The sequence below is a fragment of the Pantoea sp. Ap-870 genome, from assembly GCF_011752515.1.
GTDB lineage: Bacteria > Pseudomonadota > Gammaproteobacteria > Enterobacterales > Enterobacteriaceae > Pantoea > Pantoea dispersa.
Map to the genome: position 1 here is coordinate 278795 of NZ_VWXG01000006.1, position 12238 is coordinate 291032.

Annotated in this window: 12 protein-coding genes; 1 reads left to right on the top strand and 11 read right to left on the bottom strand. The window is 59.8% G+C overall.

The window, feature by feature from the left end; translation table 11 throughout:
• Nucleotides 1-188 precede the first annotated feature (188 nt).
• The 3 genes from fadJ to F3J41_RS16405 all read right to left on the bottom strand — a co-directional run bounded on the left by fadJ (nt 189) and on the right by F3J41_RS16405 (nt 4093).
• Nucleotides 189-2318 (bottom strand): fatty acid oxidation complex subunit alpha FadJ, encoded by a 2130-nt coding sequence (gene fadJ, locus F3J41_RS16395; protein ID WP_166711790.1) that lies wholly within the window; start codon nt 2316-2318, stop codon nt 189-191.
• The gene (gene fadI, locus F3J41_RS16400) at nt 2318-3628 is read right to left on the bottom strand and encodes an acetyl-CoA C-acyltransferase FadI (RefSeq protein ID WP_021509153.1); all 1311 of its coding nucleotides are present in this window, start codon (nt 3626-3628) and stop codon (nt 2318-2320) included. The genes fadJ and fadI overlap by 1 nt, the downstream gene beginning before the upstream one ends.
• 168 nt (nt 3629-3796) lie before the next feature.
• A complete protein-coding gene (locus F3J41_RS16405; protein WP_021509152.1) occupies nt 3797-4093 on the bottom strand; it encodes a YfcZ/YiiS family protein in 297 nt (98 codons plus the stop codon).
• A gap of 358 nt (nt 4094-4451) precedes the next feature.
• On the opposite strand from F3J41_RS16405, the gene fadL reads away from it, so the two are divergent.
• Nucleotides 4452-5735 carry a long-chain fatty acid transporter FadL gene (gene fadL, locus F3J41_RS16410; RefSeq protein WP_166711792.1) on the top strand — a complete coding sequence of 428 codons (1284 nt, stop codon included), beginning with the start codon at nt 4452-4454 and terminating at the stop codon, nt 5733-5735.
• A gap of 71 nt (nt 5736-5806) precedes the next feature.
• Here the strand turns inward: fadL and mlaA are convergent, their stop codons facing one another.
• Genes mlaA through F3J41_RS16450 form a run of 8 tightly spaced genes read right to left on the bottom strand, consistent with a single transcriptional unit; the run spans nt 5807 to nt 12234 of the window.
• Nucleotides 5807-6574 carry a phospholipid-binding lipoprotein MlaA gene (mlaA, locus tag F3J41_RS16415; protein WP_021509150.1) on the bottom strand — a complete coding sequence of 256 codons (768 nt, stop codon included), beginning with the start codon at nt 6572-6574 and terminating at the stop codon, nt 5807-5809.
• Between the two features lie 35 nt (nt 6575-6609).
• A complete protein-coding gene (ccmI, locus tag F3J41_RS16420; protein ID WP_166711794.1) occupies nt 6610-7821 on the bottom strand; it encodes a c-type cytochrome biogenesis protein CcmI in 1212 nt (403 codons plus the stop codon).
• A complete protein-coding gene (locus F3J41_RS16425; RefSeq protein WP_021509148.1) occupies nt 7821-8276 on the bottom strand; it encodes a cytochrome c-type biogenesis protein in 456 nt (151 codons plus the stop codon). Before F3J41_RS16425 ends, ccmI begins: the two co-directional genes overlap by 1 nt.
• The gene (locus tag F3J41_RS16430; protein ID WP_058782039.1) at nt 8273-8830 is read right to left on the bottom strand and encodes a DsbE family thiol:disulfide interchange protein; all 558 of its coding nucleotides are present in this window, start codon (nt 8828-8830) and stop codon (nt 8273-8275) included. The genes F3J41_RS16425 and F3J41_RS16430 overlap by 4 nt, the downstream gene beginning before the upstream one ends.
• Complete coding sequence (locus F3J41_RS16435) at nt 8827-10785, bottom strand: heme lyase CcmF/NrfE family subunit (RefSeq protein ID WP_058769877.1); 1959 nt, start codon at nt 10783-10785, stop codon at nt 8827-8829. The genes F3J41_RS16430 and F3J41_RS16435 overlap by 4 nt, the downstream gene beginning before the upstream one ends.
• Nucleotides 10782-11267: a cytochrome c maturation protein CcmE gene (gene ccmE, locus F3J41_RS16440; RefSeq protein ID WP_021509145.1), complete on the bottom strand. Its 486-nt coding sequence runs from the start codon at nt 11265-11267 to the stop codon at nt 10782-10784. The genes F3J41_RS16435 and ccmE overlap by 4 nt, the downstream gene beginning before the upstream one ends.
• Nucleotides 11264-11497 carry a heme exporter protein CcmD gene (gene ccmD, locus F3J41_RS16445; RefSeq protein ID WP_031280028.1) on the bottom strand — a complete coding sequence of 78 codons (234 nt, stop codon included), beginning with the start codon at nt 11495-11497 and terminating at the stop codon, nt 11264-11266. The genes ccmE and ccmD overlap by 4 nt, the downstream gene beginning before the upstream one ends.
• Entirely contained in the window at nt 11494-12234 is a 741-nt protein-coding gene (locus F3J41_RS16450; RefSeq protein ID WP_031280027.1) for a heme ABC transporter permease, read from the bottom strand. The genes ccmD and F3J41_RS16450 overlap by 4 nt, the downstream gene beginning before the upstream one ends.
• Between the last annotated feature and the right edge of the window lie 4 nt (nt 12235-12238).

Below are 12238 nucleotides of genomic sequence, written 5' to 3' on the forward strand. Positions count from 1 at the left end.
CGCTGTTGTTTGTCGATATCGCCGGGTACCACAGCACCAGACGCTTCATTCTGCGAATGAACGCTGTGTTTTACCCCAATGGCTTGAGTATAGTCAACCGGTTGTTTATTAAATAAGCATATCTCAGAATGGTGCCGCGCCAGGCACTGCGCGGCCCCGATTCTAACCCGCTGAATCCGTGCGGCTATTCATGAATGTGCAGAAGTGTAAAAATTCGTTTGCCCTTCTGACATAGCCACCAGCGCCTCACACGGCGCGAAACGCTCACCGTATTGCTGCATTAATGTGCGTAATGTATTGACGATCTCGCCCGCATCACGCTGGTCAATATAGCGGAACGGCCCGCCTAGAAACGGCGGAAACCCGATGCCAAACACTGCCGCGATGTCGCCATCTCGGGCGCTGCGGATCACCGCTTCGTCGAGACAACGTACCGCCTCGTTGAGCATCAGCATCACACAGCGCGTGGCGATCTGCTGCTCGCTCTGTTTCGCCTGGGGTTTTAACTGCAGCAGGCGGTACAGACTGGCATCGGCCTGACGTTTGCGCGGCCAGCGCGTGCGCTGATAATCATAAAAACCTTTCTGGTTTTTGCGCCCTTTGCGATCGTCGGCCAGGATAGCGCTCACCGCCTGCGGCGCGCTGAAGCGTGAACCGTAGGCCTGTTCAAGAATCGGGCTGATTTTGCTGCCGACATCAATACCGACTTCATCCAGCAGCTGCAGCGGGCCGACCGGGAAACCAAATTTCACCAGTGCGCTATCAATGTGTTCAATGGGCTCGCCCTCCAGCAGACAGCGCATGGCTTCATTTATATAGGGCGCGAGAATGCGGTTAACATAAAAGCCGGGACGGTCAGCCACCACCACGGCGGTTTTGCCCTGACGACGCGCCAGATCCACCGTGGTGGCCAGCGTCTGTGCTGAAGTGCCGCTATGCGGAATCACCTCGACCAGCGGCATCTTGTCTACCGGACTGAAGAAGTGCAGGCCGATAACATTCTCCGGGCGCTGCGCGCCGGCGGCGATCTGCGCAATCGGCAGCGACGAAGTGTTAGACGCAAAGATGGTGTGCGGTTGACAGTGTTCTTCAATCTCGGCCACCATTTGCTGCTTCAGCGCCAGATCCTCAAACACCGCTTCGATCACCAGATCGCGCTGGCGGAAGCCCTGATAATCGGTGCCGCCGCTGATGCGCGCCATCTGCTGCTGGCGTTCCGCCGGCTTGAGCTGGCGCCGTTTCACCTTTTTGCTCAGCAAATCCCAGCTGTACTGCAGCGCGTGGTTAACGCCGTTAAGGTTGATATCGCGAATTCGCGCCGGCAGACCGGCTTTCAGCGCGGTGACGCTGGCAATCCCACCGCCCATCAGCCCGCCGCCCAGCACGCCAATCTGCTGCAGCGGGCGCGGCGGCGCATCTGCCATCGGCTCTTTCTTCAGAGCGGTGGACGTAAAAAACAGGCTGCGCAGTGCGGCCGACTGCGGCGTCATCGCCAGTTCGCCAAACGCGCGCGCTTCGGCAGCGTGACCGGCGGCGCTGCCCTGCTCCAGCCCGATGCGCACCACCTGCAAAATACGGTCGGTGGCCGGATAGTTACCGTGGGTTTTACTGTCGGTCTGGCGTTTGGCCAGCGCAAACAGCAGCGGACGCGCCAGCGGCCCCTGCAGCAGGCGATCGCGGCGCGACAGGCTGCGTGCGGCGTGCTTTCCTTTATGTACACGTGCCACGGCGGTTGCCAGCAGAATCGCCTGCGGCACCGCATCATCCACCAGGCCAAGCTTTAGCGCCTGCTTAGCGCGCAGCTGTTTGCCACTGAGGATCAGCGGCAGCGCCTGCTGCACACCTATCAGACGCGGCAACCGCTGGGTGCCGCCGGAACCGGGTAACAGGCCGAGCTGCACCTCCGGCAGGCCGAGACGGGTTTTCTCATCCAGCGAGCAGATGCGCGCATCGCAGGCCAGCGCCAGCTCCAGCCCGCCGCCAAGACAGGCTCCGTGAATGGCGGCGACCACCGGGAACGGCAGCGCGGCGATCTCCGCCATTACTTCCTGTCCCTGCCGCGCCAGCGCTTCAGCCTGCTGCGCCGTTTCACAACGGGCGATCATGCTGATGTCCGCACCGGCGACGAAGTTGTCGCGTTTGCCCGAAATCAGCACGATGCCCGCCAGCTGCGCATCGCTGCGCGCCTCCGCCAGCACCGCGCGGATTTGCGGCACAAACTCCGCTTTCAGGGTGTTCATCTTTTCGCCCGGCACATCAATGGTGATCACCGCAACGTGATCCGGACGCATCTGTAAATGGAATGCAGATTCGCTCATTATTCGGCCTCCAGAACCATCGCGCTGCCTAATCCGCCAGCGGCACAGGCGGTCACCAGCCCTAAGCCGCCGCCGCGCCGCCGCAGCTCATGCAGCGTTTGCGTGATCATGCGCGCGCCGGTGGCGGCGAACGGATGACCGTAGGCGATGGAACCGCCCAGCACGTTGAAACGCGTCTCGTCGACTTCGCCCAGCGCGCGATCGCGCTTCAGCACCTCGCGCGCAAAACGTTCATCGTTAAACAGCCTGAGGTTGGCCAGCGTCTGCGCGGCAAAGGCTTCATGCATGTCGATCAGGGTCAGATCGCCGAGGGTAATGCCGGCGCGATCCAGCGCCAGCGGTGATGCGTAAGCCGGTCCGAGCAACATGTCCTGCCAGACATCAATCGCGGCAAACGCATAGCTGCGCAGGTATCCGAGCGGTGTAATGCCCAGCTCACGCGCGCGCCCTTCGCGCATCAGAATCAGCGCCGCCGCGCCATCGGTCAGCGGCGTGCTGTTGGCCGCGGTGACCGAGCCGTGGCGACGGTCAAACGCCGGACGCAGCTTTGCATAATCCGCCGCACTGGCGTTAAAGCGAATGTTGTTGTCCTGCTCTATCGGTGCTTTCCACGGCGGCACAAATGCCGGCATCACTTCCTGTGCCAGCACGCCGGATTGCCAGGCCTGCGCTGCACGCTGGTGCGAGCGCAGCGCCAGCGCGTCCTGCTGCTCACGCGTAATGCCGTGCGTTTTGGCCATCTGCTCGGCGGTGTCGCCCATGCGTAAACCGGTGGAGTATTCCGCCACGGCCGGCGGCACCGGCAACAGATCGCGTGGGCGCAGGCGGCGTAAGATGTGTAATTTTTTGCTCAGGGTGCGGGCTTTGTTGAGGTCAACCAGCGCGCGCGCCAGCGTTTTGCTGACGCCAATCGGCAGCACCGAGGAGGAGTCAGCGCCACCGGCAATACCTGCATCAATGGTCCCGGCCATCAGGCTTTCCGCCACGTTGGCCACCGCCTGAAAGCTGGTGGCGCAGGCGCGGCTCACGCTGTAGGCATCGGTGTGCACGCTCAATCCGCTGCTTAGCACGATTTCACGCGCGATGTTGGGGGCTTCCGGCATCTGCACCACCTGGCCGAACACCAGCTGATCGATCACCTCCACCGGCAATTCGCTGCGCGCCATTAATTCGCTGACCACCATGCGCCCCAGCTCCAGCGCCGGAATGCCATGAAAGTCGCTTGCCTGGCGGGCAAACGGGGTGCGTAATCCGTGGGTAATGGCGATACGTTCGCCCTGACGCGTCAGCAGCGGCTGCGCTTTGCTCATTGCACTCACCTGTAATTTACGACCTGAGCATCATTGCCCAACAGGTCTGACCTGATCATCAGTGTTAACCAGGTGTTGCTAAGTCGCCAATAACAGAAGAAAAAAAGTGCGAGGAGTAACACGAAAAAGAGGCAACGCTGCCGAAAAAGCGGGTCGGCAGCGGCGGGATTAGCGTAAGCCGAGCTGGAAAATCAGGGTTTCGGCCTGGCAGGCAAAGGTGAAATCGACGTCCAGACGCACGCCGTCTGCTTCGTCGGTAAAGCGCGAATGAATCTCGCACGGATCGGACTCGACCTGGCGCGCTTTGGCGCTCAGCTCGGCCAGCATTGCTTCTGCCGCCTGACGGTCAGCGAACACGCCTGACCAGCTGGCGCTGCAATCGGTATTGTCCATCACGGTGCCCACGTCAACGCAGCAGCAGGCTGCCGTTTCGTTCGCACTACAGTTTCTAATGGCATCAGTCATGTTTTTCTCCTGACGATAAATCAACACTATCGGATCATTTTCTGCTGCAAAGTGTACGCCGGATGCCACGTCGCGGCTATCTTCCGCCCGCTAAGTGACGAATATCATACTAAAATTTGATCCAAAACAAATTTGACTCGCTATGCTGGAGCAGAACCGCAAGGATTTTGTTAAGCAGATCTGATTTTATCGATCAAAGCAGAAATATTTTAAAAACAATATTGCAACAAATACACAGGTCGGACCTATACTCGTCGCACTGGTCTGATATGTGTCTGTATCGTCAGTCCCTACAATCCGCCGTCCTTTGTTACGCGACGTAACTACGTTTAATAATAATTTAGATGAGGTTGTGGTCATGAACCATAAGAACCTGTTTGCAAAGTCAGCTGTGGCAGCTGCAGTGGCGCTCGTCTCTTCTCACGTCTACGCCGCAGGCTTTCAACTTAACGAATTCTCAGCAATCGGCCTGGGCCGCGCCTATTCCGGTGAAGGCGCCATGGGTGATACCGCCGCCTCTGCCAGCCGTAACCCAGCCACGATGGCCCTGATGGACCGCCCTTCTTTCTCCATCGGTGCCGTCTATATCGACCCGGAAGTGGATATCAGCGGTAACAGCCCGACCGGCAACAGCCTCAACGCCAGCAATATTGCGCCTAACCAGTGGATCCCGAACATCCATTATGTGCATCCGATTAACGATCAGTGGTGGATTGGCGCCTCGGCCACCTCGAACTACGGTCTGGCCACCGAATTTAATAACGGTTACACCGCGGGCGGCTTTGGTGGCAAAACCGATCTGATGACCGGCAACTTCAACCTCAGCACCGCTTATCGGTTAAATGATAACTTCAGCTTCGGCGTCGGCTTTGACGCGGTGTACGCCAAAGCGAAAATTGAGCGCTACGCCGGTGAAGCCGGTGCCCGCGCCGGTCTGCCGGCCGATACCCAGGTCGCGCACCTGAAAGGTGACGAATGGGGCTACGGCTGGAACGCCGGTATCCTGTATGAAGTGGATAAAAACAACCGCTTCGGCTTCACCTATCGTTCCAAAGTGAAGATCGACTTCGACGGCGACTATAAGAGCAATATCCCGCGCGCCTTTAACGCCACGCCGCAGGCGATTGCGCTGGGTCTGCCGTATGGCACCAGCGGCGCCACCATTCCGGGTTCGCTGACGCTGAACCTGCCGGAAATGTGGGAAGTGTCCGGCTGGCATAAAGTGGCGCCACAGTGGGCGGTGCACTACAGCCTCGCTTATACCAGCTGGAGCCAGTTCCAGGAGCTGAAAGCCACCGGCAGCAACGGCCAGACGCTGTTCTATAAAGATGAAGGCTACCGTGATGCATATCGCATCGCGTTAGGTACCACCTACAACTACGACGACAACTGGACGTTCCGTACCGGTATCGCGTTTGATGACAGCCCGGTGCCGGCGGATAAACGCTCTATCTCGATTCCGGATCAGGATCGCCTGTGGCTGAGCGCCGGTGCGTCTTACGCCTTCACGCCGGACGCGTCGGTGGATGTCGGGGTTTCCTATATGCACGGTCAGCACGTGACGGTGAAAGAAGGTCCTTATACCTTTAATTCCGAAGGTAAGGCCTGGCTGTACGGCGCTAACTTTAACTACAAGTTCTGATAATCAGTGCAGCGGCCCATGCGGGTCGCCAGCTGAAAACAAAACGGCGACCTGTTGGTCGCCGTTGTCATTTATTGAGAGTCGATATCTTTTAAATCGTCCTGAATCGCGCTGGCGTTCGGGTTCTCCTCCGGCTTCAGCTTGCCGCCGCTGGCGAGGAAATCGTTACGCTGGAAATAGGCGTTGCGGATAAAGGCGTACGGATCCTGCTGCTGTCTGAGCAGGCCGTCGGAATCAAGCAGCTGCGCGCGCGTTTCCACCCCTTCCAGCGTCCATTTACCGATCGACATTGGCCAGGTAAGCCAGCTCAGCACCGGATAAAGCGTATCGACGTAGTCGCCGCCATCCTGACGCACGGTAAAGCTGCCGTAACCTGGCAGCACCACGTACGGACCGTAGCCAACGCCATAACGGCCCAGCGTGCTGCCAAAGTGGTGCGGCACTTCACGCGCCAGCTGGGGATTAGCTTTGCCTGCGACGTCGATGAAACCGCCGAGGCCGAGCACGGTATTCAGGAAGAAACGGGTAAAGTGAATGCCCGCCTGACGCGGCTCGCCGACCAGAATCGAGTTCACCATGCTGGCCGGTTCATCAAGGTTACCGAGAAAGTTGCTCAGCCCGGTACGGGCCGGCACCGGCACGTAATCACGCCAGGCAACCGCCACCGGACGCACCACATAGGGATCCAGCACGTTGTAGTTGAAGTTAAACATCGTGCGGTTGAACCCTTCGAGCGGATCGCTGCGCTGCGCAGGCGTCGTCTCGTCGGCCGGTTTGGAACTGGCACATCCCACCAGCAGTAAACTGGCCAGCGCCAGGCCGGTCAGGCGATTATTCATTCTTCTCTCCCTGTGCAGATAAAAGGTGTATCGCTTCAGGGCTGCTGCTGATTGACCTCAACAGCCATCGGCTGGTGACCATCCCAGGGGGTGACCGCGCTTAAACCAAACCAGTCGCCGGACTGCGGATTAGCACTACCATCGCGCGAAATGCGCACCCTGATCTGCACCTGATGCTGCGCCGAAAGCAGGCGATCCGGCATCATGGCGTTGCTGTCATCCAGCGTAAGCGATAGCGGGAAGTGGCTGAGCGGTAAACGCTTTACAGCCACAGGCACCGGTGAAACACCGTCAGACACAGAAATATACAACACTCCGCCCGGCGGTAACATTTTTTCTGCCTCTGGCGTTAAGCTCACCGTCAATGCCAGCTGGCTATTTTGCTGTCCCGCGTCGGTTTTCGCTTGTTCAATGCTGCGCTCTATCATGGTAATACGTCGATCGCCGGCCGGCAGCAGCTTCAGCATCACCTGCCACGCGCCAATCGCTTCGCCATACTGCTGCTGCTCAAAGGCATTGAACGCCAGCAGACTGAGGGTGCGCACGTTGCTGTGGTCGCGCTTCAGCAGGTCTTTCAGCAGCATATTGGCCTGGCGGTTATCCTGCGGATCGCTGGAGCGCGTCAGTACTTCGGCATAATCCTGCTGCAGTTCAAGGTTGTCCGGCGCCAGCTGCAAAGCGTGCTCAAAGGCCTGGCTGGCATCGGTGGCGTTGTTCAGCACCATGCCGAGGCGACCCAGCATTGCCCAGTCATTGAGGTTTTGCGGATCGTTTTGCAGCGAGGTGCGCAGACCGAGCTGCAGACGCGCCAGCTCTTCCATGGTCAGCGGCTGCGCATTGGGATCCATCACCCGCGCGCGCAGCGCCGGGTACTCCTGCTGCACGCTCTGCCAGCCCGCCAGCTGGGCGAGGCCACCGGTTTTCAGATAAACGCCCACCGACACCAGCACCAGGACGATCACGCCCGGCAGCAGTACCCAGCGGCTGCTGTGATGCGCGCGTGCCGCCGCGTCGCCCGGCACGTCGGTCAGCAGCGTTTGCTGCAGTTCGCGCACCATCTCCGGACGTTCACTGACCACGCCCTCGGCTTCATCATGCTCCAGCTCGCGCAGGCGCTGCTGATAAAAATCGGTGTTCAGGCGATCGCGATCGCCGCTGCTGGCCTGACGCTGCCGCCAGCCGGCACCGACAAACAGCGCCGTCGCCGCCGCCAGTAAAATAATCAGGGTAATCCAGAATCCAGTCATTACGGCTTCCCGTCACGCTTCAGAATCGCCGCAAGGCGCTGTTGTTCATCGTCATCCAGCTCGCTGCGCGCGTTGCCGCGTCGGCTGCGCAGAATAATAATCAGCCCGCCGAGCACCACAAACAGTGCCGGTCCGACCCACAGAATCAGCGTCGACGGCGTCACCGGCGGTTCATAAGTGACGAAGTTGCCATAACGCGCCACCATGTAATCAATGATCTGCTGGCGGCTCTGGCCCTGCTTCATCAGCTCATACACTTTCAGCCGCATGTCGGCGGCAATCATCGCGTTGGAGTCGGCAATACTGTTGTTCTGGCACTTCGGACAGCGCAGCGATGCGGTGAGCTCACGATACTGCTCCTCCTGCTGGACCGAATCGAACTGATAAGTATCGATCGCGGCCCACAGGCTGGTGCTCAGCAGCAGACCCGCGAGCAACATAAGCAGCTGTTTCATACGCCGGCCTCCCTGCTGTATTTCTGCCACAGCGGCTTCACCTCTTCATTCCACACCCGGTCGTTCATGTCGCCGGCGTGGCGGTAGCGGATAATGCCGTGGCCATCAATCAGGAAGGTCTCCGGCGCGCCGTAGACGCCGAGATCCAGACCGAGCATGCCGTCGCCGTCATACAGGCTCAGCGCATACGGATTGCCGAGCGTGTTAAGCCAGGTGACGGCTTTGCTGCGATCGTCTTTGTAATTGAGGCCAACCACGCGAATGCCCTGCTCCGCCAGCGTGTTGAGATATTGATGCTCGGCGCGGCAGGTCGGGCACCAGGTGGCCCAGACGTTCAGCAGCAGCGGTTTGCCATCGGTCAGCACCTGCTGGTTATAGATTTTACCCGGCTGATCCAGCGCTTCGAGTTTAAACACCGGCACCGGTTTACCGATCAGCGCCGATTCGAGTCGCGTAGGATCGTCACCGCTGGCGTTGCGCGTCAGCTGCCACAGCAGCGCCGCCGCCAGCAGCAGAAACAGGACTAAAGGAATAAACAGGATCTTTTTATTCATGCCAGTTCCTCGCGCTGCGCTTTTTTGCGCGAGCGATAGCGCGGATCGAGCAGGCACAGCAGGCCGCCCACCGCCATAAACACGCCGCCGAACCAGATCCAGCGCACAAAGGGTTTGTAATAAATACGCACCGCCCAGGAACCGTCATCCAGCTCTTCGCCCAGCGCCGCGTAGAGATCGCGCGTGAAGCCGCCGCTGATCGCCGCTTCCGTCATCATGGTGCGCGCTGCGGTATAGAAGCGCTTCTCTGCATGCAGCACCGCTTCTGGCTTACCGTTGCGTGTGACATCGATAATCGCCACGCCGCCGCTGTAGTTGGGGCCCTGCAGATTGTGCACGTCGCGGAAAATAAAGTGATAGTTGTGGATATCCACGCTGTCGCCGGCCTTCATGCGCACGTCACGCTCAACGCTGTATTGGGTGCTGAAGGCAATGCCCACCACCGTCACCGCCACGCCAAGATGGCCCAGCACCATGCCCCAGTGGCTGCGCGACAGATGGCGCAATCCCGCCAGAAAACGATGCCGATGGGTAGCGCGTTCGTGCAGCTCCATCAGCGTCAGCAGAATCACCCAGATGGCCATCAGCAGGCCAATCACCGTCATCGCTTCAATGCGATCCTGCAACAGCCACGGCAGCACGATCGACAGGATCAGCGTCACCAGCAGACCCACGCCGAGCCGCTTCCACAGCTTTTGCGGCTCATCGCGGCGCCAGCGCACCAGCGGCCCGATGCCGAGCATCAGCGCGAACGGTGCCATCAGCCAGGTGAACATGGTATTGAAGAACGGCTCGCCAACCGAAATGCTGCCCAGCCCGAGCTGTTTATGCACCAGCGGCAGCAGCGTACCGAGCAGTACCACCAGCATTGCGGCAATCAGCAGCACGTTGTTGCCGAGCAGGAAGGATTCGCGCGACCAGGCTTCGCTCTGCACGCGGCTGCGCACCTGGCCCCCTTTCAGAGCGTACAGCAGCAGCGAACTGCCGATGACAATCACCAGGAAGGCGAGGATAAACATCCCGCGCGCCGGATCCGAGGCGAACGAGTGCACCGATACCAGCACGCCGGAACGCACCAGGAAGGTGCCCAGCAGGCTCAATGAGAACGCGGTAATCGCCAGCAGCACCGTCCACGACTTAAAGCTGCCGCGTTTTTCTGTCACCGCCAATGAGTGCATCAGCGCAGTACCGGCCAGCCACGGCATAAAGGACGCGTTTTCAACCGGATCCCAGAACCACCAGCCGCCCCAGCCGAGTTCGTAATAGGCCCACGCGGAACCGAGCACGATACCAATAGTCAGAAATACCCATGCCGCGGTGGTCCACGGACGTGACCAGCGCGCCCATGCAGTATCCAGCCGGCCCGCCATCAGCGACGCGATGGCAAAGGCAAACGCCACCGAGAAGCCAACATAGCCCATATAGAGCAGCGGCGGATGGAAGATCAGCCCGATATCCTGCAGCATCGGGTTGAGGTCGCGCCCATCAATCGGAAAGTTCGGCAGCGTGCGGGTAAACGGATTCGAGGTGAGGATGATGAACAACAGGAAGCCGAGGTTGATCATCCCCATCACCGCCAGTACGCGCGCCAGCGCATCCTGCGGCATGCCGCGGCTGAAAATCGCCACCGCTAATGTCCAGGTGCTGAGCAGCAGCACCCACAGCAGCAGCGATCCTTCATGCGCACCCCAGGTGGCGGCGATGCGGTAATACACCGGCAGCAGTGAATTGGAGTTGGTGGCAACGTAGCCGACGGTGAAATCGTTGACCACAAACGCGTGCACCAGCACGAGGAACGCGGCGGCGATGCACAGGAACATGCCCCAGGTGAGCGGACGCGCCAGCGCCATCAGCCGGCCATCCTGACGCGCCGCGCCCCACAGCGGATAAATACTTAATAACAGCGCTAAGCCCAGCGCCAGACACAGCAGAAAGCTGCCAATTTCCGGCATCATGATTGCGTACCCGCCTGCTGATAGGCCGCTGCCGGTCCGTTATGATTCTTCTTCATTGCGTCCTGGATTTCCGGCGGCGTGTACTTCTCATCGTGCTTCGCCAGCACCTCTTTGGCGTTGACCAGATTCCCGTCCTCCAGCACGCCCTGCGCCACCACGCCCTGCCCTTCGCGGAACAGATCCGGCAGAATGCCTTCGTAGCTGACGCTGACCACGCCGTTGGCATCATACAGTTTGAACGACACCGCCAGCGTTTTCGGATCGCGTTTGACGCTACCGGGCATCACCATGCCGCCGACGCGCAGGCGCTGTCCGGCCTCCGGCTTCTGGTGATCCTCACCTTTGCCGTACAGAATTTCACTCGGGGTGTAGAACAGGTCGATGTTGGAACGCAGCGCGTACATCACCAGCGACGTGGCAAGGCCTAAGCCCACCAGCACCGCCACCACCACATACAGGCGGTTACGACGACGGATATTCACACGGACTCTCCTGCTGCTTCACTGGCAGCTTGTTTAGCTTTTGCCGCGCGGATGCGGCGCTCGCGGGACTGACGCTGGCGAATCTCTGCCAGCAGGCGGCGACGGAACAACACGGTGTGCAGCACCAGACCGATCAGCGGAATCAGCGTAAAACACACGGCCAGCCAGACGTAAAAGGCATAGCCGCCCATGGCGAAAAACTCGCTCCACGATGAGAAGGCAGGCGTCATGCTTTGCGTCCTCCCTGCGCCACGTCAATCGCCCACGGGCGGTGACGCTCGGTAAACAGGATCAGGTTGCGCAGACGCATCAGGGTGAGCGCACCAAACACCAGCAGATAGCCAAGAATCGACCAGCGCAGCGGCGTGCGCATGCTGGGATCGATCGCCTGTTGCAGAATGCCCGACGAGCCCTGATGCAGCGTGTTCCACCACTGCACGGAGAAGTGAATAATCGGCAGGTTAACCACGCCGACCAGAATCAGGATGCCGGCCGCGCGTCCGGCGGTGCGGCGATCGTCGAAAGAGTGATAGAGCGCAATCACGCCCATATAGAGGAACAGCAGCACCAGTTCAGAAGTCAGACGTGCGTCCCAAATCCACCAGGTGCCCCACATCGGCTTGCCCCACGCCGAGCCGGTCACCAGTGCGATAAAGGTAAATACCGCCCCAACTGGCGCCATCGCCGCAGCCGCCAGATCGGCCATTTTCATCTGCCACACCAGACCGATAAAGGCGGCGATGGCCATCGAGGCATAGACGCCCATCGACCACATCGCCGCCGGCACGTGAATGTACATGATGCGGAAGCTGTTGCCCTGCTGATAATCCGCCGGCGCAAAGCCGAATCCCCAAATCCAGCCGAGCAGCAGCGCGCCGACGCCCAGGACTGCGAACCAGGGAATCAAGCGACCGCATAGCTGGTAAAGCCGCTCAGGCTTTGCCCACTGGTGTAACCATTTCCACATTGAC